At 71.7% G+C, this 23428-nt stretch carries 22 protein-coding genes; 8 read left to right on the top strand and 14 right to left on the bottom strand.

What is annotated here, in order from left to right; genetic code table 11:
• Window positions 1–86 precede the first annotated feature (86 nt).
• Entirely contained in the window at window positions 87–902 is an 816-nt protein-coding gene (locus CP981_RS32035) for an SAM-dependent methyltransferase (RefSeq protein WP_085922606.1), read from the top strand.
• A gap of 78 nt (window positions 903–980) precedes the next feature.
• Here CP981_RS32035 and CP981_RS32040 read toward each other — a convergent pair whose 3' ends face one another.
• A complete protein-coding gene (locus CP981_RS32040) occupies window positions 981–1889 on the bottom strand; it encodes a helix-turn-helix domain-containing protein (RefSeq protein ID WP_150522381.1) in 909 nt (302 codons plus the stop codon).
• A gap of 219 nt (window positions 1890–2108) precedes the next feature.
• Window positions 2109–2345, bottom strand: coding sequence for a DUF397 domain-containing protein (locus CP981_RS32045; protein ID WP_085922605.1), 237 nt, complete (start codon window positions 2343–2345; stop codon window positions 2109–2111).
• A 196-nt stretch (window positions 2346–2541) separates the two neighbouring features.
• On the opposite strand from CP981_RS32045, the gene CP981_RS32050 reads away from it, so the two are divergent.
• Both CP981_RS32050 and CP981_RS32055 read left to right on the top strand, forming a co-directional pair.
• A complete protein-coding gene (locus CP981_RS32050) occupies window positions 2542–3051 on the top strand; it encodes an ATP-binding protein (protein ID WP_085922604.1) in 510 nt (169 codons plus the stop codon).
• A 106-nt stretch (window positions 3052–3157) separates the two neighbouring features.
• Entirely contained in the window at window positions 3158–4108 is a 951-nt protein-coding gene (locus CP981_RS32055; protein WP_244329879.1) for a LysR family transcriptional regulator, read from the top strand.
• 32 nt (window positions 4109–4140) lie between these two features.
• Here CP981_RS32055 and CP981_RS32060 read toward each other — a convergent pair whose 3' ends face one another.
• The gene (locus CP981_RS32060) at window positions 4141–4527 is read right to left on the bottom strand and encodes a MarR family winged helix-turn-helix transcriptional regulator (RefSeq protein ID WP_085922771.1); all 387 of its coding nucleotides are present in this window, start codon (window positions 4525–4527) and stop codon (window positions 4141–4143) included.
• Window positions 4528–4613: 86 nt separating this feature from the next.
• On the opposite strand from CP981_RS32060, the gene CP981_RS32065 reads away from it, so the two are divergent.
• Window positions 4614–6113, top strand: a complete 1500-nt coding sequence (locus tag CP981_RS32065; RefSeq protein ID WP_085922603.1) for an MFS transporter — start codon at window positions 4614–4616, stop codon at window positions 6111–6113.
• A 164-nt stretch (window positions 6114–6277) separates the two neighbouring features.
• Here CP981_RS32065 and meaB read toward each other — a convergent pair whose 3' ends face one another.
• From meaB to CP981_RS32080, 3 genes are read right to left on the bottom strand one after another with little or no spacing between them, the layout of a single operon-like run.
• Window positions 6278–7285: a methylmalonyl Co-A mutase-associated GTPase MeaB gene (gene meaB / locus CP981_RS32070; RefSeq protein WP_085922602.1), complete on the bottom strand. Its 1008-nt coding sequence runs from the start codon at window positions 7283–7285 to the stop codon at window positions 6278–6280.
• Between the two features lie 10 nt (window positions 7286–7295).
• Window positions 7296–9566 carry a methylmalonyl-CoA mutase gene (gene scpA, locus CP981_RS32075; RefSeq protein WP_244329880.1) on the bottom strand — a complete coding sequence of 757 codons (2271 nt, stop codon included), beginning with the start codon at window positions 9564–9566 and terminating at the stop codon, window positions 7296–7298.
• Window positions 9566–11449 carry a methylmalonyl-CoA mutase subunit beta gene (locus CP981_RS32080; protein ID WP_085922601.1) on the bottom strand — a complete coding sequence of 628 codons (1884 nt, stop codon included), beginning with the start codon at window positions 11447–11449 and terminating at the stop codon, window positions 9566–9568. The genes scpA and CP981_RS32080 overlap by 1 nt, the downstream gene beginning before the upstream one ends.
• Before the next feature lie 221 nt (window positions 11450–11670).
• Here CP981_RS32080 and CP981_RS32085 point away from each other — a divergent pair, with 221 nt between their 5' ends.
• The gene (locus CP981_RS32085) at window positions 11671–12942 is read left to right on the top strand and encodes a DUF4185 domain-containing protein (RefSeq protein ID WP_085922600.1); all 1272 of its coding nucleotides are present in this window, start codon (window positions 11671–11673) and stop codon (window positions 12940–12942) included.
• 22 nt (window positions 12943–12964) lie between these two features.
• On the opposite strand, the gene CP981_RS32090 is transcribed toward CP981_RS32085, so the two are convergent.
• The 4 genes from CP981_RS32090 to CP981_RS32105 form a co-directional block, all read right to left on the bottom strand.
• A complete protein-coding gene (locus CP981_RS32090) occupies window positions 12965–13366 on the bottom strand; it encodes a DnaJ family domain-containing protein (protein ID WP_085922599.1) in 402 nt (133 codons plus the stop codon).
• Between the two features lie 121 nt (window positions 13367–13487).
• Window positions 13488–14162 (bottom strand): hypothetical protein, encoded by a 675-nt coding sequence (locus CP981_RS32095; protein ID WP_244329881.1) that lies wholly within the window; start codon window positions 14160–14162, stop codon window positions 13488–13490.
• Window positions 14159–15757 carry a sensor histidine kinase gene (locus CP981_RS32100; RefSeq protein ID WP_244329882.1) on the bottom strand — a complete coding sequence of 533 codons (1599 nt, stop codon included), beginning with the start codon at window positions 15755–15757 and terminating at the stop codon, window positions 14159–14161. Before CP981_RS32100 ends, CP981_RS32095 begins: the two co-directional genes overlap by 4 nt.
• Window positions 15754–16461, bottom strand: coding sequence for a response regulator transcription factor (locus CP981_RS32105; RefSeq protein WP_085922598.1), 708 nt, complete (start codon window positions 16459–16461; stop codon window positions 15754–15756). Before CP981_RS32105 ends, CP981_RS32100 begins: the two co-directional genes overlap by 4 nt.
• A gap of 146 nt (window positions 16462–16607) precedes the next feature.
• Between CP981_RS32105 and CP981_RS32110 the strand changes: the two genes are divergently transcribed.
• A complete protein-coding gene (locus CP981_RS32110; RefSeq protein ID WP_085922597.1) occupies window positions 16608–17372 on the top strand; it encodes a polysaccharide deacetylase family protein in 765 nt (254 codons plus the stop codon).
• Between the two features lie 86 nt (window positions 17373–17458).
• On the opposite strand, the gene ssgD (CP981_RS32115) is transcribed toward CP981_RS32110, so the two are convergent.
• The 3 genes from ssgD (CP981_RS32115) to CP981_RS32125 form a co-directional block, all read right to left on the bottom strand.
• Window positions 17459–17872 (bottom strand): spore wall synthesis regulator SsgD, encoded by a 414-nt coding sequence (ssgD, locus tag CP981_RS32115; protein ID WP_085922596.1) that lies wholly within the window; start codon window positions 17870–17872, stop codon window positions 17459–17461.
• 266 nt (window positions 17873–18138) lie between these two features.
• The gene (locus tag CP981_RS32120; RefSeq protein WP_085922595.1) at window positions 18139–19785 is read right to left on the bottom strand and encodes a PH domain-containing protein; all 1647 of its coding nucleotides are present in this window, start codon (window positions 19783–19785) and stop codon (window positions 18139–18141) included.
• Window positions 19782–20300, bottom strand: coding sequence for a PH domain-containing protein (locus tag CP981_RS32125; protein WP_085922768.1), 519 nt, complete (start codon window positions 20298–20300; stop codon window positions 19782–19784). Before CP981_RS32125 ends, CP981_RS32120 begins: the two co-directional genes overlap by 4 nt.
• 137 nt (window positions 20301–20437) lie before the next feature.
• Between CP981_RS32125 and CP981_RS32130 the strand changes: the two genes are divergently transcribed.
• Window positions 20438–21094 (top strand): TetR/AcrR family transcriptional regulator, encoded by a 657-nt coding sequence (locus CP981_RS32130; protein ID WP_085922594.1) that lies wholly within the window; start codon window positions 20438–20440, stop codon window positions 21092–21094.
• Between the two features lie 155 nt (window positions 21095–21249).
• On the opposite strand, the gene ssgD (CP981_RS32135) is transcribed toward CP981_RS32130, so the two are convergent.
• Window positions 21250–21663, bottom strand: coding sequence for a spore wall synthesis regulator SsgD (ssgD, locus tag CP981_RS32135; protein WP_085922593.1), 414 nt, complete (start codon window positions 21661–21663; stop codon window positions 21250–21252).
• 469 nt (window positions 21664–22132) lie between these two features.
• Between ssgD (CP981_RS32135) and CP981_RS32140 the strand changes: the two genes are divergently transcribed.
• On the top strand, window positions 22133–23266 hold the full coding sequence (locus CP981_RS32140; protein WP_107429488.1) for a beta propeller repeat protein: 1134 nt from the start codon (window positions 22133–22135) through the stop codon (window positions 23264–23266).
• Window positions 23267–23428 lie beyond the last annotated feature (162 nt).

Raw genomic sequence — 23428 nt, forward strand, 5'->3', positions numbered from 1 at the left:
GGACTGCGGGGCGTGGTCGTACAATCACGCAACGATCGGCCGCTGCCCCCTGGCTGATGGCTGTCGAAGCGACGGGAAAGTGTGGAATGAGCCAAGAGACGCGACCGCAGTCCAGCGCCGTCGACGTCAGCATCCCGAGTGTGGCGCGGATGTACGACTACTACCTCGGTGGCAAGGACAACTACGCCGTCGACCGCGAGGCCTGCGACGAGCTGAGCAAGGTCGTCCCGAGCACCCAGGTGCTGGCGATCAACAACCGGCGTTTTCTCCAGCGGGTGGTCCGCTGGCTGGCGCGTGAACACGGCATCCGGCAGTTCATCGACCACGGATCAGGTCTGCCGACCCAGGACAACGTCCACCAGGTCGCCCAGCAGGTCGACCCGCAGTCCCGTGTGGTCTACGTCGACAACGACCCCATCGTGCTGGCGCACGGCCGCGCCCTGCTGGAGGAGAACGCCAACACCGCGGTCATCCAGGCGGATATGCGCGACACCGACGGCATCTTCAGCAGCCCCGAGGTCGAGCGGCTCATCGACTTCGACCAGCCCGTCGCCGCGCTGTTCGTCTCCGTGCTCCACTGCATACCGGACGCCGACGACCCGGCGGGTCTGATCAAGCGGGTCGCCGACCGGCTGGCACCCGGCAGCTTCCTGGTGGTGTGCCAGCTGGTCAGCGAGGACGCCGCGACCCGCGACTTCGTCACCGAGTTCATGCGGGTCAGCACCCACGGCCAGTGGGGCCGGGTACGTCAGGCGCATGAACTGGCCGGATTCCTGGACGGGCTGGAGGTCCAGGAGCCGGGCCTGGTGGAGGTCTCCACCTGGAAGCCGGACACGGACATCGGCCCCAGGCAGCTCACTCAGGAGTGGATCGAGTACGGCGGCGTCGCTCGCAAGCCGTAGCGCGGGCACCCCGCAAAGCGGAAGCGGGACGGGGCATCCCAGTGGGTGCCCCGCCCCGCTCCGCCGGGACCGTGTGGATCAGCCCTCCTGCTTGAGCAGCCGCTCCAGGATCGCCACGGACTCGCGCGGCGACTCGGACTGGGCGCTGAGCCGGTCCATCACCGCGAGGTAGTGGTCCACATCATCGCGCTTGTCCAGATAGAGCGCGCTGGTGAGCTGTTCCAGATAGACGATGTCCGGCAGATCCGGCTCCAGGAACCGCAGGATCGTGATCGGACCACCGGCCGCCGCGAGTCCACCGAGACTGAACGGCGCGATCTGTAGCGTCACATTCGGCAGTTCGGTCATCTTCAGCAGATGTCTGAGCTGGTCCGCCATCACCTCCGGCCCGCCGAGCGGGCGGCGCAGGGACGCCTCGTCGATCACTGCCCACACCCGCGGCGCGTCCGGGACGGTCAGCAGATCCTGACGCTGAACCCGCAACTGCACCCGGCGCTCGATCTCCTCGGGTGAGGACCGCGGATGACCGAGCTGTGCCACCGCACGGGCATAGTCGGCGGTCTGCAACAGGCCCGGTACGAACTGGACTTCGTAGGTGCGGATCACCGAGGCGGCCTCTTCGAGGCCGATATGCGTCTCGAACCAGCCGGGCAGCACATCGCCGTACTGATGCCACCAACCGGGGCTGCTGGTCCGGCGGGCCAGGTTGAGGAAGTCGGCGCGGACCGCCTCGTCCGTGACGTTGTAGAGCGTCAGCAGATCGGCGACATCCCGCTCCTTGCAGCTCACCCGGCCGAGCTCCAGACGGCTGATCTTGGCGTGCGAGCCGCGGATGGCGTCCCCGGCGGCCTCCCGGGTGATGCCCGCCGCTTCCCGCAGCCGGCGCAGCTGGGTGCCCAGCACGATGCGCAGGACGGTCGGGCCGCCCCGAGGGTGGTCGAGATAGCGGCGCAGGGACGGGCCGCTGCTCGGCTGCGCGGCGTTCATGCCGAAACCTCTCTTCGTTCGGCCTCGCCTGCGCGCGGCTCGCACCCTTCAACGGTCCCCCGACCTCCGGCCGGGCGAACCCCCATCCGGCGCTCGCTCATGCTGACTCCCCTGAGTGGTCGGACGAACGCCCAGTGTCCCATCGCCCCCGGTGTGCGTACAGCCGGGGTGACTATCCAGTCGACATATGCGCCATTCGTGGCGGCGTCCGCGTCGGTCCTAGGCGATGAGATCGTCGAAGTCGCCGTCCTTGGCGCCCTGGACGAACGCCACCATCTCCTCGCGGGTGTAGACGAGCGCCGGACCCGAGGCGAACCGGGAGTTACGCACCGCCACTCCGCCGTCCGAAAGAACCGCCAGTTCAACACAGTTGCCACTGGGGTTGCTGCGGCGGCTCTTGCGCCAGACGGCGCCTTCGATGCTGGTGGCCCGTATGCCGTTGCTCACCGACTCCATCACAGCTGCTCCCTTACTGGAGGTCATTCCTCCGACCGATACCGAGCCTTCGATCACCTTGGCGTGAACGAGTCCCTGGGGCGCCGTCCTTGCCGATGTAATTGCAGATGCACTTGCACCGGGTGACGGCTGCCGAGGATATTAACCCTCCGAGGCAGTCCGGCCCAGCCCCGAAATCCCCTTCGCGGAGATGTTGATGACCACACATCCGGCAGAGACCGTGCACCACGCCCCTCGGGAGGAACCGTGTGAGGACGCCTGGTGGATGCCCACCCCCGACGGCTTCGCCGCCTGTGCCCTCAGCGCCACCGCACGCACCGTGCCGGAAGCCCGCCGGTTCACCCGGGCGACCCTCGAAGGCTGGCAGGTGTGCGCCGGACTCGCCGATGACGCGGTCCTGGTCGTCTCCGAACTCGTCAGCAACGCCCTGCGGCACGGCTACCGGAACCCCGGAGCTAAGGACGAGGACTCCGCGGCGCCCACCCCCTTCTGCAACGCCTGGCTGGCACTGACCCGGCAGGAGGCCACGGTGCTGTGCGCGGTCTCGGACGCCGGCTCCGGCGCACCCGTCATCAGGACCCCGGACGCCCTGGCAGAATCCGGGCGCGGCCTCTATATCGTCGACCGGCTCAGCGAGTCCTGGGGCTGGACACCCCCCGACCGGTCGGGGAAGACGGTCTGGGCGACGATGTCGGTACGCGGCTGAGACCGCTCGTACGGCACCCGGCGGCCCGCGCACGGAGCGGGCCGTGGTCTGCCGTGTGTGACGATTCCCGGGTCGCCGTCGCCCGAGCGGAAGGCCCGAGAAGCCGATGGATCTGCTGTCCCTGCGCTACTTCCGTGCGGTCGCGCGCCGGGAGCACATCAGCCGGGCCGCCGAGGAACTACGGGTGGCGCAGCCCTCGGTGAGCCGGACCATCGCCCGGCTGGAGGCCGAACTGGGCGTGCCGCTCTTCGACCGGCACGGTCGCGCCATCCGGCTCAACCGCTACGGCGCCGCGTTCCTGACCCGGGTGGAGCGGGCGCTGGACGAACTCGACGACGCCCGCCGGGAGATGGCCGATGCGGCCGGACTCGACGACGGTGGGGTGGCCGTCGCCGCCGAGACGCTGCTGCCGCTCACCGAGCTGCTGGCGGGATACCGCGCCGCCCACCCCGGGGTCACCGTCCGCTGCTTCCAGTCCACCCCCGACGTGATGCGGGAGCAGCTGCGGGCCCGGGAGGTGGACTTCTGCATCGCCTCGCAGCCGCTGTCCGGGCCCGGTCTGGGCGCGGTGCGGCTGCTGCACGAAGAAGTGCTGCTCGTGGTCCCGGCCGGGCATCCGCTGGCCGTCCGCGAACGGGTCACGGTCGCCGAGATCGCCGAGGAACCCTTCATCACCACCCGGCCGGGACACTGGCAACGGGCCCTGCTGGAGCGGCTGTTCACCGCGATCGGACGCCGCCCGGTGATCTCCTGCGAGGGCGACGAACCGGGCGCCACCCACTTCCTGGTCGCGGCCGGTCTCGGTATCGGTCTGATGCCTTCGCTGGCCCGCGCCGACCTCGCGTCCGTGCCGATTTCCTGGCTGCATCTCGACACCCCCGACTGCGTACGGACCCTGAGTCTGGTCCGGCGCGAGGACAGCTACCTCACCACGGCTGCCGCCCGCTTCCGGGAACTGGCCGTCACCCACTTCGCCGGACGGCCGCACCATGGCGTACCGGCACAGGGGGTGCGGCAGTCCGGAGGGCCGGCGGGCGTCGCGTACGGAGACCTCTGACCGCGACCCGTCATCGGCCGACCGCGGGACGGTCAGTCTTCTCCGCGGAGGGTCCGGGCGAGAACGGAGCGGTGGGTCGGCTTGGCGTCGTCGTAGCGCCGGTGGCCTTCGTCGGTGATGACGACGAAGATGCCGCGGCGGTCGAGCTCGCACATGACGCGATTGACGAGGCCGCCTCGCTCCAGCCTGGCGACCAGCCGGGAGGCGGCGCTCTGGCTCAGGTGCACCACGTCGGTGAGGTCCTGGCCGCGGCATTTGCCGTGGTCGGAGGAGGCGAGGAGTTCGAGTGCCTCGAACTCGCTGACGCTGAGGCCGTGCTGCGCCTGCAACTCCTGCTCCAGGGCGCTGTGCACGGCGGCATGGCGGGCGAGAAGCCCGTGCCACTCCTCGACCAGTTCCTGCTCCGGGCGACCCTTCATGGAGCCCAGGTTAACATGCGCCAGCATTTGATGCACGGAAATTAAATGCGCTTGCATTCGATGTGCGTGCATGCAAGAGTCGCGGCATGACTTCCTCCGCACCCTTGTCCGCCTCCACACCCACGTGGAACGCCAGACTCTGGGGAGTTCTGCTCACGGTCTCCCTGGTCATCGGCCTCGACGCACTCGACGTCTCGATGGTGGGCGTCGCGCTCCCCTCCATCCAGGCGGACCTGGGGCTGTCCACCAGCGCGCTTCAGTGGATCGTCAGCGGCTATGTCCTCAGCTACGGCGGGCTGCTGCTGCTCGGTGGACGCGCCGCCGACCTGCTCGGCCGCCGCCGGGTGTTCCTGACCGCGGTGGCCGTGTTCGCCGCGGCCTCCGTGCTCGGCGGTCTGGTCGACGACGGAGCACTGCTCATCGCCACCCGCATACTCAAGGGCATGGCGGCGGCGTTCACCGCGCCCGCCGCGCTGTCCATCATCACGACCACGTTCGCCGAAGGGCCGGCGCGCAACAAGGCGCTGGGCGTCTTCTCCGTCTTCGGGGCCAGCGGCTACTCGGCCGGCCTGGTGCTCTCCGGTCTGCTGACCCAGGTGGGCTGGCGGTGGACGTTCTTCCTGCCGGTGCCGGTCGCGGTGATCGCGTGGATCGCGGCCAACCGTCTGCTCCCCAAGGACGGTCCCCGTGCCTCCGGCGGCTATGACATCCCCGGCGCGATCACCTCGGTCGGCGCGATGCTGCTGCTCGTCTACACCGTCGTGGAGGCGCCGGAGGCCGGCTGGGCCGCGCCGAGCACGCTGATCCAGTTCGCGATCGCCGCGGTGCTGCTGGCCGCCTTCCTCGTGATCGAGCGCCGCAGTGCGCATCCGCTGGTCCGGCTCGGCATCCTCCGCTCGGGCTCGCTGGCACGGGCCAACCTGGGCATATCCGTGTTCTTCGGCGGCTACATCGGCTTCCAGTTCGTGGTCATGCTCTACTTCCAGTCGGTGTTGCAGTGGTCGGCGCTCCAGACCGCGCTGGGCTTCCTTCCCGCCGCGGTGATCGTCGCCTTCGGCTCGCCGCGGATGGATCCCCTGATCGAACGGGTCGGCACCGCGCGCACCATCGCGGGCGGCGTCCTCGCTCACCTCGTCGGCTATGTGCTCTTCCTCGTCATCGACCGGGACGCCCCGTACGCCGTCGGTGTGCTGCCCAGCATGATCCTGCTCGGTATCGGGTTCACCCTGGCCTTCGCGTCCTTCAACATCCAGGCCACCGCGGGGATCCCGGACCATGAACAGGGCCTGGCCGGCGGTCTGTTGAACACCTCGACGCAGGTCGGCGGCGCGATCGGGCTCGCCATCGTCACCGCGGTGCTCACCGCCGGAGGCGAAGGCAAGACCGGCCCCGACGCGCTGCTCGCCGGCTTCACCCCGGCGCTGCTCACGATCACCGTGCTCTCGGCGATCGGCCTGCTCATCGGACTGTCGGGAGTGCTCGGACGGCGCAAGGCCGAACAGTCGGCGGACGCGTCGGCGCAGAAGCCGGCCGTGAAGTCGGCGGAGGAGTCATCGGAGGAGCGGGAGCTCGCCCTCGTCGACTGACCGGTCGGTCTACGGCCCCTCCCGGTGTGCGGCTCGTGCCGTGCACCGGGAGGGGCCGTGGTGCATCCGCATCCGCATCCGCATCCGCATCCGCATCCGCATCCGCGTGACGCGCTGGCCAATGCGTCGTGCCTGCGCCGAGTGTCCGACTCTGCGGACACCCCCTAGGCCTCGCCCGGCGCGCCGTCCCCCAGGCCGAAGGCGTCCAGCAGGCGTTCGGCGGCCAGCGTCGCGGTGAGTTCGCCGTCGCGTACCGCGCGTTCGACCTCCGGGCCCAGCCGGCGTACCTCGGGGTGTTCCTGGAGGCGGTCGATCAGCCGCTCGCGGACCATCGACCAGGTCCAGTCGACCTGCTGGACCCGGCGCCGCTCGGCCAGTGCCCCGGTGGACTCCAGCAGGGTGCGATGCTGCTCGATCCGCTCCCAGACGCCCTTCAGACCGGTGCCCTCACGCGCGCTACAGGTCAGCACCGGCGGGGTCCAGGCCGCGTCGGAGGGCTGCAACAGCCGCAGCGCACCGGCCAGTTCACGGGCCGCCGAGCGGGCATCGCGCTCGTGCGGACCGTCGGCCTTGTTGACGGAGACCAGGTCCGCCAGCTCCAGCACACCCTTCTTGATGCCCTGGAGCTGGTCGCCGGTGCGCGCCAGGGTCAGCAGCAGAAAGGTGTCGACCATGTTGGCGACGGTGGTCTCGGACTGGCCGACGCCGACCGTCTCCACCAGGATCACGTCATAGCCCGCCGCCTCCATCACCACGATGGACTCCCGGGTGGCCCGGGCCACCCCGCCCAGCGTGCCGGACGTCGGGGAGGGCCGGACGAACGCCGCCGGGTCGGTCGCCAGCCGCTCCATCCTGGTCTTGTCGCCCAGGATGGAACCGCCGGTACGGCTGGAGGACGGGTCGACAGCGAGCACCGCCACCCGGTGTCCCATCCCGGTCAGCAGCGTGCCGAGCGCGTCGATGAAGGTCGACTTGCCGACGCCCGGCACCCCGCTGATGCCCACCCTGCGGGCCGAACCGGAGTACGGCAGCAGCTCGATCAGCAGCCGCTGGGCCGCCGCCCGGTGGTCCGGGCGGGTCGACTCGACCAGGGTGACGGCGCGGGCGATCCAGGCGCGGGAACCCGCCCGGACGCCCTCGGCGTACCGTTCGACATCGATCGTCGCAGGCATGACCCCCCGCTCAGAGCTCGTGGCCGAGGACCGACGCCAGGTCCCGCACCAGATCGTGCGCGGCCTCGGGGATGACCGTGCCGGGCAGGAACACCGCGGCGGCGCCCATCTCCCGCAGCGGCTGCACGTCCGCCGGCGGGATCACCCCGCCCACCACGATCGTGATGTCCTCGCGGTCCTCCGCCGCCAGCGCCTCCTTGAGCGCCGGCACCAGCGTCAGATGGCCGGCCGCCAGCGACGACACCCCGACGATATGGACGTCCGCCTCCACCGCCTGGCGGGCCACCTCCGCCGGCGTCTGGAACAGCGGGCCGACATCGACGTCGAAGCCCAGATCGGCAAAGGCCGTGGCGATCACCTTCTGGCCGCGGTCATGGCCGTCCTGGCCCATCTTGGCCACCAGGATGCGCGGCCGGCGCCCCTCGGCGCGCTCGAACTCGGCCACCAGCGACCGGGTGCGCTCCACACCGGAAGAGGGGCCCGCTTCGTCTCGGTACACACCGGAGATCGTACGGATCTGGCCGGAGTGCCGCCCGTAGACCGACTCCAGTGCGTCCGAGATCTCGCCGACCGTCGCCATCGCGCGGGCCGCGTCCACCGCCAGCGCCAGCAGATTGCCCTCCAGCCCCTCGCCGGGACCGGACTCGGCCGCCGCGGTCAGCGCGCGCAGCGCCTTCTGGCAGGCCTCCTCGTCGCGCTCGGCGCGCAGCCGCTTCAGCTTCTCGATCTGCTGGGCGCGCACCGAGGAGTTGTCGACCTTGAGGACCTCGATCTCCTCGTCGGTCTCCACCCGGTACTTGTTGACGCCGATCAGTGCCTGCCGCCCCGAGTCGATCCGCGCCTGCGTCCGCGCCGCGGCCTCCTCGACGCGCAGCTTGGGGATGCCCGCGTCGATGGCCTTGGCCATCCCGCCGGCCGCCTCGACCTCCTCGATGTGCTGCCAGGCCCGGTGCGCCAGATCGTGGGTGAGCTTCTCGACGTACGCGCTGCCGCCCCACGGGTCGATGACCCGGCAGGTGCCCGACTCCTGCTGGAGGAACAGCTGGGTGTTGCGGGCGATACGGGCGGAGAAGTCGGTGGGCAGCGCCAGCGCCTCGTCGAGGGCGTTGGTGTGCAGGGACTGGGTGTGCCCCTGGGTGGCGGCCATCGCCTCCACACACGTACGCGTGACGTTGTTGAACACGTCCTGCGCGGTCAGCGACCAGCCCGAGGTCTGCGAATGGGTGCGCAGGGACAGGGACTTGGGGTTTTTCGGGTCGAACTTCTGCACCAGGCGCGCCCACAGCAGCCGGGCCGCGCGCAGCTTGGCGATCTCCATGAAGAAGTTCATGCCGATCGCCCAGAAGAACGACAGCCGCGGCGCGAAGGAGTCCACATCCATGCCCGCCTCGATGCCCGCGCGCAGGTACTCCACCCCGTCGGCCAGGGTGTACGCCAGCTCCAGGTCGGCCGTCGCGCCCGCTTCCTGGATGTGATAGCCGGAGATCGAGATGGAGTTGTAGCGCGGCATCTTCTGCGAGGTGTACGCGAAGATGTCGGAGATGATCCGCATCGAGGGCTGCGGCGGATAGATGTAGGTGTTGCGGACCATGAACTCCTTGAGGATGTCGTTCTGAATGGTCCCGGCCAGCTTCTCGGGCGGTACGCCCTGTTCCTCGGCGGCCACGATGTAGAGGGCGAGAACGGGCAGTACCGCGCCGTTCATCGTCATCGACACCGTCATCTTGTCCAGCGGGATGCCCTCGAAGAGCTGCCGCATGTCATAGATCGAGTCGATCGCGACGCCCGCCATGCCGACATCGCCGGTCACCCGCGGGTGGTCGCTGTCGTAGCCGCGGTGCGTGGGCAGGTCGAAGGCGACCGACAGGCCCTTCTGGCCGGCCGCGAGATTGCGCCGGTAGAAGGCGTTGGACTCCTCGGCCGTGGAGAAACCGGCGTACTGCCGGATCGTCCAGGGCTGGTTGACGTACATCGTCGGGTACGGGCCGCGCAGATACGGCGTGATGCCCGGGTAGGTCCCCAGGAAGTCCAGCCCGTCGAGGTCCGCCTCGGTGTACAGCGGCTTGACGTCGATGCCCTCCGGCGTCTCCCACGTCAGGTCCGCCACGCCTTTGCCGGTGGCCTGCTGTACGGCCGCGGCCCACTCCCCGGCCTCGCCGGCGTCCGCGGTGACCGGGCCGCCGAGTTCGACGGTGCTGAAGTCCGGGATGGCGCCCGTGGTCGCCGGGGAACCGTGCGGCGCTTCGCCGACGGCGCCTGTCTGCTGCGTCGTCTCCTCCATCACGCCACCTCCATGACATCCAGGGCCGAGGACAGCACCTCGACCGCGTCGCAGCCCGTGAAGACGTAGGAGTCCACACCGGCCGCTGCGAATTCGTCCCGCCGCTCGCCCGGCTTGCCGGCCAGATGCACCCGCAGCGCACCCGCCGACTTCAGCGCGGCCGCCACGGCCGCCGCCTGCTCGCCGTACACCGCGTCGCTCGCACACAGACAGGCGATCCGCGCGCCACTGGCCGCGAACGCCTCGGCCACCGACTCGGCATCCACCGGCGCCGGCTCGGCCACCGTCTCGATACCGCCCGCCTGGAACAGATTGGCGGCGAATGCCACCCGCGCGGTGTGCGTCGCGACCGGGCCCAGCGCGGCGAGGAAGACCTTGGGGCGGGCACCGCTCGCCGCCAGCCGCGCATCGGAGCGTGCCCGCAGTTGCTCGAAGGCGTCGTCCCTGCGCACCCGCGGCAGCCCTCCGCCGATCGGCGCGGGCGCCGGCTCGCGGTGCACCGGCGGCTCGGCGAGATGCGGGAACTCGCTGACACCGGTGACCGGTTCGCGCCGGTGCGCGAGGTCCTCGGAACGGCGCTCCCAGGTGTCGGCCAGCCGGCCGGCGATCATCCCGGAGCGCAGTGCCGCGGCCTGGCCGCCGGCCCCCTCGATCTCCTGGAACCACGCCCAGGCGGCCCGGGCCAGCTCATCGGTGAGGTTCTCCACGTACCAGGAGCCGCCCGCCGGGTCGATCACCTTCGACAGATGCGACTCCTCCAGCAGCACGGACTGGGTGTTGCGGGCGATCCGCCGCGCGAACGCGTCGGGCAGGCCCAGCGCGGCGTCGAACGGCAGCACCGTCACCGCGTCGGCGCCCCCCACGCCCGCGGACAGACCGGCGACCGTGGTGCGCAGCATGTTCACCCACGGGTCCCGACGGGTCATCATCACCGTGGAGGTGACCGCGTGCTGGCGCTGCGCGGACGCGGCGGGGGAGGCCCCGCACACCTCGGCGACCCGCGCCCACAGCCGGCGGGCCGCCCGCAGCTTGGCGATCGTCAGGAACTGGTCCGCGGTGGCGGCATAGCGGAACTCCAGCTGCCGGCAGGCGTCGTCGATGCCGAGGCCGGATCCGGTCAGCTGCCGCAGATAGGCGACGCCGGTGGCCAGCGAGGTGCCCAGCTCCTCGGCGGCCGAACCGCCCGCCTCGTGGTACGGCAGCGCGTCGACGGCCAGCGCGCGCACACCGGGTGCCTCGGCGGCGCAGCGTGCGGCCATCCGGGCGGCCGACTCCAACTGGAGGCGCAGCTTGGCGTCATCACCCGTACGGGCCAGCAGACCGAGCGGGTCGGCGCCCAGGCAGCCGGCCGCCTCACGCAGCGGCGCACCGGACGCGGTGTAAAGCCGCAGCAACTCCTCGGCGGCCGCCGCGAAATCGGCCCCCGCGTCCAGCACCACCGCGGCCAGGTCCAGATAGACCCCCCGCAGCGCCTGCTCCAGCCCGGCCACCGGCACCCCGCCGTCACCGACGGTCAGCCAGACCGAGGTGACGCCGTTCTCCAGATCGGCCAGCACCGATTCATTGGCCCGCTGGGGATCGGTGTGGACATGGCGCTGGCGTACGTCCCACCCGGCGACGGTCGTGCCCTCGGGCCGGCCGGCCCGTACGAAGGGCGGAAAGCCCGGGTGGCCCAGGGCGGCCGTACCGTCCTCGGCGGTGTAGAGCGGGCGGACGCGGATGCCGTCCTGGAGATCGGTGGCGAGCGCGTCCTCGGCGGCGGGGCCCGTTGCTTCTGCGACGCCCGATTTGCGCAGCACACCTTCGACGAGGCGGTGCCACTGTGCGCGGTCGGCATCCGGGAAGGCTGCGGCCAGGGGGAGTTCGGGGGACTCGGCGGTCATGGCAGCAGGCTAGGCGAACGACCGTTAGCTGGAGCAGGGGCTCCAGCTGTGACGTTGCACTCGTTGACCGTGCAGAAATGTTGATATCCATGGGCCGGATGGGGCAGGTGGGACGGGTCGCCCCTATCGCGCGAAGTCATCCGGTGACCTACGGGACGTGTCCGCCCGGGGCGTCGGCGCAGGTTCAGTACGGTGGGCGCGGCACCCGACCGAGGAGCGCGATGCCCAAGGCGCCGTTGACCCGCACCGTGACCGTCGCCACGTTGCTGCTGGCCGTCGCCGCGCTCGTCTGGGTGCTGCCGCGGACCGCCGCCCCCGGCCACGCCGCCACCTGCGGACGCCGGATCGCCTCCTGGACCCCCGATTCCCGGCATACCGCAGAATTCGCCCGATACGGCAATGACAACGCCCGGGTCGACGACTGGACCGGCGGTGACGGCACCCACGCGGTGCGTCTGCCCGACGGCCGGACGCTCTGGCTCTTCTCCGACACCTTCCTCGACCGGATCCAGGAACCGCCCAATCCGCAAGGGGGGCACCGCCGTTGGCGCACCGCCGACACCGGCGGCACCCCGTTCCTGCGGCACAACTCCGCCGTGGTGATGTCCCGTTCGGGCCGGCTGGAGCGCACCCTGACCGGCGGGGCCGCGGCCGCCCCCGGACCGTTCTTCCCCGACCCGCCCGGCGGCGGCTGGCGCTGGCCGGTCCGCGCGAGCGTGGAGCCCCGCGGGCCGGGATCGGACCGGAAAGTGGTCCGTGTCCTGCTGTGGAACCGCGTCCCCGGCACCGGACCGTGGATCTTCGGCATGCCGCACAGCACCGAGGTCGCCACGCTCTCCCTCCCCGGCCTGCGCCTGGAAGGCATCACCGAGGCCGTCGCTCCGACCTCCGCCGACCCGGGCCGGCGCGTTCTCTACGGCGCGGCGGCGGTCCGCGACGGCGGCTGGACCTATGTCTTCGGCAGCGACGACCCGCCGTCGGCACCCGCCTCCAGCGCTTATCTCGCACGGGTTCCGGCCGGGCGGCTCGGGGACCGCGGAAGCTGGCGGTTCTGGGACGGCGCCCAGTGGCAGCGGCGGGCCGGGCGGGCCCGCCCGGTGCTGCGGGACGGCGGGCCGCGCGGCGTCGGCACCGCCTTCACCGTCGTCCGCGACGGCCCCGCCTGGGTGCTGATCACCATGGACACCGGGGGCGGCGGCACGGCCGGGATGCGGGCCCTCACCAGCTACTGGTCCTGCTCACCCCGCGGCCCCTGGCACGGGCCGAACGGCCGGCTCACCCCGCCCCGCCCACCGGCCGCCGACCCCCAGCACCTCGCGGTCTACAACCCGCAGGCGCACCCCGAATTCACCGCCGACGGCGCATTGCTGCTCAGCTACGACATCAACTGGCTCGGCCCGCCCGGCGTCCCGGCCGATTCCCGCCTCAACGGCGATGTGGACCTGTACCGGCCGCGGTTCCTGCGGGTACGGCTGGGCCCCGTCGGGCCGTGAGCCGGGCAAGAGTCCGTCCTCGTCAACTCCCGTGCTGCTCCCGCCACTTACGGGCCACCTCGTCGATATCGAACGGTACGAGGTTCAGCGGAGGGCCTTCGAGCGGGGTGCGCAGCGCCGCGCGGATGCGCTCATTGAGCGGCGTCAGGATGCGGCGCAGGGCCGTCTCGGTGGGAGCGGCGGCCGCGGCCTCCAGGGCGTCCTCCGCCTCCTTGCGCAGGGCGAGGCTCGGCGGCAGGTAGGAGAGGTGCTCCCGGCTCATCTTGTCCTTGATCCACCACATCTCGTCATACGGCTGATCGAGGTGGGGGAGGGGTTTCCCGGCGCCCGGGAGGCCGGCGAAGTCGCCGCGCTCGGTCGCCTCGCGGATCTGCTTGTCGATCCAGCTCTCGAAGGTGACACCGGGGGGTTTGCGCTCGGTCATCGCGTGCGTCTCCCGAGGGTTCAGGGCCGGTCGGCCGCTCTTCTCCGGACGTGTGCGGGCAGGTGGCTGCCTGCTTTCACGGTAGCGCGGCGCCGGGCTGTGAGGGGCGGTCCCTGGCGGTTCAGCCGGTCGGGTCCGGCTCCGCGGCGGACCCGCCGGTGCCGGAATCACCCGTGTCCGGCCGCTGCGTAGCGGACGGCGCGGTGGGGGTCGGGCTCGGCTCGACGACGGGGAAGGCGTTGTTGCCGCCGCACACCATCGGGCCGACCCGGCCGGCCTTGCCCACGATCATCACGGCGACCTGCCCCGCCGGCTTGTCCCCCGGCACCCGGGCGTTGGCCGCGGTGCACACCAGCTGGTTCAGCGAGGCGGAGTCCAGCAGCTCGACGCCCACCCGCACGTTGATCACCACGGCGCCCTCGCGGGTCTCGGCGGACGGCAGGCCGAGGAACTTCGGCAGCACACTGGTCAGGCCGCGCATCCGCTCCGCGTGGTTCGGGCCCTTCATGAGCAGCTGGAGGGCCGTGTCCGGGTCGACCGGCGTCTTCGCCGGCCGGGTCGCGGAGCGCAGCCCGGACGGCCCGTAGAAGAACAGCTGGACATCGGCCTCGGGCTGGCCCGGCGACTTCATGCCACTGGCGGGTTCACCGGCGTCGATGACATCGGTGGGCGCGATACCGCAGCCGGCCAGCGCCCCGGACAGCGCGGCCGCCAGCGCCCCGGTGAGGGCACCGCCCAGGACGAGCCGCCGGGCCCGCACCGTACGCAGGGCCTTCAGGGCGTTCATGGCGCTCATACGAGGTTCTCTTTTCCGGCTTCGGGACGTGCGCCGTCCGGGTTGTCGTCCGCGGTCTCCCCGGCCGCCCAGGCGCCGTCCGGCGGGCCGTCCGCCTCCCCGGCCGCCGCCCCGGCGGTCTCGCCCTGGCGCAACGGCAGATCCACCGTGAACACCGCACCGGCCTCCGGGGAGTTGGCCGCGCGCATGACGCCGCCGTGCAGCCGTACGTTCTCCATCGCGATGGCCAGACCCAGGCCGCTGCCCTCCGAGCGGGCGCGGGCGGAGTCCGCCTTGTAGAAGCGCTCGAAGACATGCGGCAGGACCTCGGGGTCGATACCGGGCCCGCTGTCGGAGATCTCGATCAGCAGCCGGTCCGCGCCCGGCTCCGGGGTGTGCAGCCGCACCCGGACCGGCTCGCCGCCGTGGTGCAGGGCATTGCCGACCAGGTTGGCGACCACCACATCGAGCCGCCGCGGATCGAGCCGGGCCCGTACGCCGGCCGGCAGCTCCGCCGTCACCCGCTTCTGCCAGGCCCTGGCCTGAAGGGTCTTGCGGATGGTCTCGGCGACGTCCACCTCGTCGAGATGCAGCGCCGCGGCTCCCGCGTCGAACCGCGAGACCTCCATCAGATCCTCCACCATCCGCGCCAGCTTCCCGGTCTCCTGGCTGATCAGCCGGACGGCGGAGGCGGTGTCGGGGTCGAGGGAGTCGGCGTCCTCGTCGAGCACGTCGGTGACCGCGGTCATCGCCGCGAGCGGCGTCCGCAGCTCGTGCGAGACATCGGCCGCGAACCGCCGGGCGTTGGACTCCAGCCGGCGCAGCTCGGCCATGCTCTCCTCCAGCCGGGCCGCCATGTCGTTGAACGTCCGGGACAGATCGGCGAGTTCATCGGCGCCCTTGACCTCCAGCCGGGTGTCCAGCTTGCCCTCGGCGATCCGCCCGGCGGCCTGCCGCAGCCCCCGTACCGGCCGGAGCACCCCGCGCGCGGCGAGCAGCGCCGGGATCACGGTCAGTACCAGCACCGGCAGCGCACCCCGCTGGGCGGCGCTCACCAGCGCCTCGACATTGGACTCCTCGGCGCTCAGCGGAAGCTGGGCATAGACGGACAGCGCGGAGGCCTTGCCGTCGGTCTGCCGCACCGGCATCCCGATCAGCAGCCACGGGTCCCCGCCGCGGTCCACCCGCTGGAAGGCCGGCACATGGCGCTTCTCCACCGACCCCTTGAGGCCGGCCGGTATCACGACATCGCCGCGCAGACTCCCGTCGCCGCTGTCCCGCACACCGCTGTAATGCACCGAAATATCCCATTCCCGGGACTTCCCGGAACGCTCCAGCTGGACCCGGAAAGAATCCAGATCGGCCTGCGACGGCGGCACCGGGAGCTCGGGAGCCAGCGAATTGACCTGCGCCCGCAGATCGTTGACGGCGATGTCCTGGGAGCGCTGGAGGATCGCGTTACGCGCCTCCTGGTAGGTCAGCAGCGCGGTGGTCAGCGCACTGACGGCGGCCACCACCAGGAATCCCACCACGAGCCGGGCCCGCAGCCCACGCAGCAGCTGGGGGTTCCCGCGCCCGAGGCGGGGGAGGTCCGTCCAGCGGCGGGGGCGCTTCACAGGGGCCCGAAACGGTAGCCGAAACCGCGCACGGTCTGGACGTAACGGGGGCTGCGCGGGGTGTCCTCTATCTTCGTCCGCAGCCGCATGACACAGGCGTCGACCAGCCGCGCATCGCCGTGGTAGCTGTGCTCCCACACCTGCTCCAGCAGCTGCTGGCGGCTGAAGACCTGTCCCGGGGTGGCGGACAGGAACAGCAGCAGCTTCATCTCCGAGGGGGCCAGCGCCAGGTCCTGGCCGCCCTTGCCGACCACCAGGCCGGCGCGGTCTATGGCCAGTTCGCCGTACGTCTCCACCGGGGCGGGGCCCGGCTCGGCGGCGGCCGGTGCGCCCTCGGCCGGCAGCGCGGTACGGCGCAATACTGCACGGATGCGGGCTTCGAGGACCTCACCGCGGGCCGGCTTGACGATGTAGTCGTCGGCCCCGGCCTCCAGTCCGAGCACCACATCGAGGTCGTCGCCGCGGGCGGTGAGCATGATGATCGGCAGCTGCCGCTCGGCGCGGATCAGCCGGCAGACCTCGAAGCCGTCCTTGCCGGGGAGCATCAGATCCAGCAGCACGATGTCCGGCCGGAAGCCCGGCAGGACGTCCAGGCCCTCCTCGCCGCTGGCCGCGGCGGCCACTTCATGACCGCGCCGCCGCAGCGCGAGGGTCACTCCGTCCCGTACGGCGGCGTCGTCCTCGATCAGAAGTACACGTGGCATGGGACCAGTATCAATAAGTTTCATGATGGATCCGTAACAGGAGCAGCCTTCTCGATCTCTGACGCATCTTCCGTGGTGCAGGGCGGTGCGGATGCAGCACCCACCGCCGTCGGACCGCACACGCAGGTAAGAGGGACGGGATCGGGATGGCACGGGGCTTCGGTAAAGAGAGCGGCATCATCGGGGTGGCCGCGGCGGCTGTTGTGGCGCTCGCAGCAGCGGGGACGCTCGTCTTCTCCGGAGCCGGTACGGACTCCAGCGCGGCGGACGCCGCCAAACAACCCAAGAAGGCGTCCGGTGCCGCACCGGTCGACCCCTCGATCGTGCACGCCTCGGACCGCCCCGGCCGCAGCCTGAACATCACCATCGACGACGGCCCGGACCCGACCTGGACCCCGAAGGTGCTGGAGGTCCTCAAGAAGCAGAACGTCAAAGCGGTCTTCTGCATGATCGGCCCGCAGGCCAAGGCGCACCCGGACCTGGTCAAGCAGGTGGTGGCCGCGGGCCACAAGCTGTGCGACCACACCCTCGACCACGACACCGGGATGAATCACAAGTCCGAGAGCTTCCAGTCGCGGCAGATACTCGACGCACAGCAGATGATCGAGAACGCGGCGGGCGGCGCACAGGTCGAGTACTACCGTGCCCCCGGCGGCGCCTTCACGCCCTACAGCCGCAAGCTGGCCGCGGACCACGGCATGCGACCGCTGGGCTGGAACGTCGACAGCAAGGACTTCGAGGGCGGCACCGTCGACATGATCGACGCCACGGTGCGCGCCGAACTCTCCAACGGCCCGACGGTCCTGTTCCACGACGGCGGCGGCGACCGCTCCCGGACCGTCGAATCGCTGGAGCGGCTGCTGCCGTGGATGAAGCAGCAGGGCTACGGATTCGGGTTCCCGAAGCGCTGATGCGTGGCGGATGGATCAGGGCGGCCTTCGGGCCGCCCTGATTGACGTTTGGGGGGGCGACGGTGCCGCCGCCCCCTCGCACCGCCTTATGCCGCGCCGAACAACTCCGCGAGGCCGCGCTCCAGACCGAGGTAGGCCGGCTCGGCACCGGCGGGCACGGCCGCGTAGGAGCGGGTGAGGAACTGCCGTACGTCCGCGGTCCTCAACTGGACCATGGCGACGCCCTCGTCCGCGTGGAACTCCATCACCGTGCGGTCCGGGCCGGACGGCCGCACCCGCACATCGCCCCGCCCGGCCGGCACCCGCAGCCCCTCGTCGAGCAGTTCGCGGGCGAACGCCCAGTCCACCGCCGAGCCGTCCAGCGAGATCTCCGGCGGGAAGGACATCCGTACGGCCAGCGGGTCGCTGGGCTGATAGTGCAGTACCGCGGGTACCGCGTGCGGGCCGGAGGTGGTGGCGATGAGGCGGACCTGGACGGCTTGGTCGATGACGGGGTCCATCGCGCTGCTCCCTCACGGCTGTCGGATCATGGGCAAAGGCTCGTCCAGTAGGACGGTGTGCCCAGCCTCGCCGTGCACGCGACATGAGTGTGAGGTATCTCATGTTGCGGTGCCGGCGGTTTCATGCCGCGTCCAGGCGTGTGTGCAGGTCACGCCGCCTCCGGGCGGGAGTGGGCCAGCTGACCCGGCTGCCGCCCGGAGGTGGTGGTCGCCCCGGTGGTCCAACTGCCCGGCAGATGCCGGGCGTTCCTGTGACGACCGCCCCCTTACCGCGATCGCTGTCCCGGAACGGGGGCCGGTCCGGGGGTCGGTCCGGGGTGGACCAGGAACTCTTCCAGGATTCCCGGGGCCGCCGTCGTGGCGAAGCCGGGGGCGTCGGTGGCCGGGAGGTCCGGGATGCGGTAGCCGTCGTCGCCCGCCGCGACCGCCGCGGTGAGCGTGACGAGCCCGGCCCGGCGGGTGAACGGCGAGGTCGAGAACGTCCAGGCGGCGATGGCGTCGCGCTGGAGGGCGACGGTGTCGCGGCTGAAGGTGCCCGAGCGGGCGACCAGATACGGGCCGTCCAGACCGTGCCCCAGACTGCGGTACGCGTCCCGGGCCAGCCACAGTGACAGCGCCGTGGTGACCAGTGCGTAGATCCAGGCGCAGTGCAGCAGGACGGGAGTGAACGCCGCGCCGAGACCGGCGAGCACGGCGGTGCCCGGCAGGACCACGAACAGCAGACCGCGCACCCGCCGCCGGCGCAGCGCGACCCGGGGGTGCGGTGTCAGCGCCGCGGGCGCCGCGCTTCCCGGGAAGGGTGAGCGCAGGGTGCCACCGGCCACCCGCAGTGCCTCCGCGCGGGGCGCCGGCGGCAGCAGCCCGCTGCGCTTGCGGTTCTCCTCGCGGTTGCCCAGACCGCCCGCCACTGCGCGCACCAGTGCGCCGCCGCCGGCCCGCAGCAGCAGCGGTTCGCGCAGCACCACTCCGCGCAGCCGGGCCCGTTCGATGGTGACCGCACGGGTGGTGAGCAGCCCGCGGCGCACCCGGAGCGTGCGCGAGTCGGTCCACTCCAGGCAGTAGCTCCACCAGTTCTCGACGTACAGGACGACCGCGCCGACCGAACCGAGGGCGAGGATGACCACCAGCGCCGCCGGGATCGTCAGCCAGAGCGCACCGGCACCGAATTCCGTGAACGCCCGCTGGACGAAGCCGAGTTTCCAGGCCTCGATGCCGATGCCGTCCAGGGCGCGGTAGGCGCCTCCGGCCGCCACGAAGACCCCGCCGATGACCCAGAAGGTGAGCGGCGCATAGCGCAGCCAGCGCCAGTTGATGCGGGCCACCACCGGGTCGTTCGCGATCGCCTCGGCATCGGCGTAGGCGAGCAGCTCGGTGCGCAGCCGCTCGGCTTCGGGCACCGTGAGCGCCTCCAGGGACAGCTCGCTGCTGCCGTCCCCCGAGCCGGCCGTACCGGCCCGCAGCACGGTGACGCCCAGTACCCGGTGCACCGGCGTCGCGGTCAGATCGACGGTGCGTATCCGGTGCAGCGGCACGCTGCGCAGCCGCCGGGTCAGCAGCCCGCTGCGCACATCGAAGGTGGGGGAGGCGCCGCCCGCTCCCTCGCCGCGGCGGGGAATGGTGATACGGAACTCCGTACGCGCCCACCGGATCAGGCCGAGCGTGGTGAGGACGGCGAACGAGGCCGAGATCGCGGCGAGCGTGATCCAGGCCTCGGTGTTGATCCGGCCGCCGGTGGCCAGCGCCGTCAGTGCCAGCGAACCGAGCGGTGCCGCCATCCAGCCGCAGTGCACCAGAAGGGTGCGCGGGTCCAGCCGCCGCCACGGCGTCTCCTCGAAGGGGGCGTCGGGCGGGGCGGCGGGCCCGGACCCGGCGGACGTGCCGGTGTCTGTGCCGGGCTCCCGAGGCGTGCTCATGCGGCATCACCCGGTACGTCCTGCGCAGCCTCACCGATCCGCCGGGACAGCTCCTCGGCGTCCGCGTCGGACAGTCCGGCGATCTTGATGTCGCCCGCGGTCGAGGCGGTGGTGACGGTCACCGTCGCCAGCCCGTACCGCCGCTGGAGCGGCCCGCGCACGGTGTCGACCGTCTGCACCCGGCTCAGCGGCGCGATCCGCCGCTTCTGCCAGAACCAGCCGCCCGCCGCGTAGACCGCCCGGCCGCCCAGCTCCCAGGCGTGCACCGCATACCGCCACCGCGGCATCACCAGGAGATAGCCGAGGGCCGGCAGCACCAGCACGACCAGCAGCAACGGGCCGAGCCAGGGCAGCGCGCCCGGGAAGAAGAGCAGGGACAGGACCGCCATGGTGAGCGCGGTGAGCAGCATCGGGCCACTGAGCGTCAGCAGCGCCTGGAGTGTCCACCAGCGGCGGGCCCGGGGATCGACGCGGTGGCGGGGTGGTCGAAGCAGCGGGGCGGCGTGCTCAGGCATCAGGGTCACCGGTTTCCAAGTCAAGCGTATTGAGTAGCGATACGTTATAACGGTACAAGCGACTTGTAAAAGCGGGCCCGGTACCCGGAAGCGACCCCGCGCGCGAGGAACCGCGCACCGTACGAGGGAGGTCATCCGTGCCCAAGAAGGTGGACCACGAAGCCAGACGCCAGGAGATCTCCGAGGCGTTGTGCCGGATCGCCGGCACCCGTGGGCTGGACGGGGCGAGTCTGCGCGATGTCGCCGCGGAGGCCGGTATCTCACTGGGCCGGCTACAGCACTACTTCCGCACCAGGGACGAGATGCTGCTCTTCGCCCTCCGGTACATCAACCGGCTTGCCGGGGACCGGATCAGGGAGCGCATCGAGGCGCTGACCGAGGAGCCGACGCCCCGTGAGGTGCTGCGCGCCTGTCTGTCGGGCATGCTGCCGCTGGACGACAGGAGCCGCATCGGGCTGCTGGTCGGCGCCGCGTACTACGCCCGCGCCGTCCATGACGAGGCCCTGCGCGCCGAGGCCGAGGACGGCATCCCCCGGCTCCGCGCCTTCTTCGCCGACCAGCTGCGGCTGGCCGCGGACCGCGGCGAACTGCCACCGGAGCGCGCCAACGAGGACGAGGCGATGCTGCTGATCAGCGCGGCCGACGGGCTCGCCACCTACGTCCTGCTGGAGGTGCACACCCCCGAGACCGCGCTACGGCTGGTGGACCTGCACCTGGCGAATCTCTTCGGAGCGGAGCGGCCGCCGGAAACCGGGGCGGGGCGGGTGGTGACGACCGGGGGGAGTGTGCGGTGACAGCGGGACGGGATGCCTTTCGGCGGGTGGGCATGCCGAACGCCGGGGCATGCCACAGGTGAAGGGTCAGTTCGTGAGGGTCAGTTCGCGAGGGGCGGTGCGGCGCGATGGGGTGCCGGAACTCCGGTCGGGCTCCGGCGCCGACGGGGTGTGGTTCACGCCTCGCGCAACAGGGCGGCGAGATCGCCCTCGACGTCCAGGTGCCGCGCTTCATCGCCCTGCGCGACCAGCTCGTACGACAGCGTCAGAAACGCTCTCAGCTCCTGCGTCTCGAACTGCACCACCGCCATACCGCCGGCGGCGTGGAACTCCACCACCACCGCATCGGCGTCGTACGGCCAGATCTGTACGTCGCCCGCCCCGGCGGGCCCGCACAGGCCCTCCTCCAGCAGTTCGCGCCCGAACGTCCAGGTCACCTCCGCCCCGTCCAGCGAAGCGGCCGGCGGAAAGACCAGCCGCACCGCGAAGGGGTCGGCGCGGTCGTAACGCAGGCTCGCCGGGATCACCTGCGACCGTGGAGCGGTCGCGATGAGACGGGCCTGAACGGCTTGGTCGATGACGCTGGACATCGCCGGCTCCCTTGTGTTCGGTGCGGTTCATTTGAGTCTTCGACCACTAAGACGCGCGGGCCATCGCGCCAGGTGCATTGGATTCCTACGTGACCTGCGTCACGGGCCTTTGAATGTACGTATTTGCCCTCTTTGTTGGCCGCCCGATACTCGCGACCGGCCTCCCGGGGCTCAACTTGACGAGCCGTCAGGCGTACGGGTGCGCCTCGGTCACGACCGCACGGCCACCGAGGGCTCACCGGTGGGTGCGGGCAGTGACGGGGGAGGTCACCGGCGGCGCCGGGCGGCGGTCTGGACGGGGCGCTCGGGCTGGGCTAGCTTCCAGCCCAAAACCAGAGCGGGGTGGGGCGAAATGCGGCGCACGGGACGTTTGTTGTATCTGGGCTCAGAGCAGCGGAAGGGGCGGGGGCCGCGTCCACGCGGTGTCGGACGCCGGGCGGCGCTCACCGCTGGTGCGGCGGCCCTCGCCATGCTCGCGGCCGGCTCCGTAGCCGTGGCCCGGCCGGCGAACGCCCCCGTGGACGCGACCTCTTCCCCCGCCTCCTACGCGATGACGTCCGCCGCGGCCTCGCCTGCGACCACGCCCACCTCGGCCCGTGATCCGCTGACGGCGGCTTCGTTCACCACCCCGCACGCCGGCTGGCGGCTCAAGGACAGCGGCAGCACCGCCCGCTTCCGCGGTCTGGCCGCCGTCAGCCGTACGACCGCCTGGGTCGCGGGCACCGGCGGTACCGTGCTGCGCACCCGGGACGGCGGCAAGCACTGGCGCAACATCTCCCCACCCGGTGCCGACGCACTGGAGTTCCGCGACATCGAGGCGCTCGATGCGCGCCGCGCGGTCGTCCTCGCGATCGGCGAGGGTGCGGCCTCGCGGGTCTTCCGCACCGATGACGCGGGCGCCACCTGGACCGAAAGCTTCCGCAACCCCGACCCCCGTGCCTTCTACGACTGCCTGACCTTCTTCGACCGGCGGCACGGCATCGCGCTCAGCGACCCCGTGGACGGCAAGTACCGCATCCTGTCCACCGGGGACGGCGGCCGCAGTTGGCGGGTCCTGCCATCGGACGGTATGCCACCGGCCCAGCAGGGCGAGGCCGCATTCGCCGCCAGTGGCCAGTGCCTGGTCTCCTCCGGCAGCCGCGACGCCTGGATCGCGACCGGCGGCGCGGCCACCGCCCGCGTCCTGCACACCGCCGACCGCGGCCGCACCTGGACCGTCACCGACACCCCGCTGCCCGCGGGCGACCCGGCGCGCGGCATCTTCGCCCTCGCCGTCCGCGACCGCGGCCACGCCCTCGCGGTCGGCGGCGACTACCGCCCCGACCAGCCCTCCCCGCACGCCGCCGCGGTCAGCGCCGACGCCGGCGCCACCTGGACACCGGCCGCCGCACCCCCGAAGGCGTACCGCTCCGGCGCCGCCTGGCTCCCGAACTCCCGCCACCTCGCCCTGGCGGTCGGCCCGACCGGCAGCGATCTGACACTCGACGGCGGCCACACCTGGCACACCTTCGACACCGGCTCGTACGACACCGTCGACTGCGCCCCCGACCTGGGCTGCTGGGCCGCGGGCGAGAAGGGGAGGCTCGCCCGACTGGAGTGGTGAGGGTCGGGGTGGTCGCGGCCGCGCGTGCATTGTGTGGGGGCATGCGTCCCTGGGCGGGCCCTCTACCGGGGTGGTGCGTCCGTCGGCAGGCCCGCTCTGCCAGGGCGTGCCGTGCTCGGCGCGCCCGCCGCTCCGGCCGGTCGCTCGCTGCCTGCCCCGCCT

This window comes from Streptomyces platensis, from assembly GCF_008704855.1.
GTDB classification, from domain to species: domain Bacteria; phylum Actinomycetota; class Actinomycetes; order Streptomycetales; family Streptomycetaceae; genus Streptomyces; species Streptomyces platensis.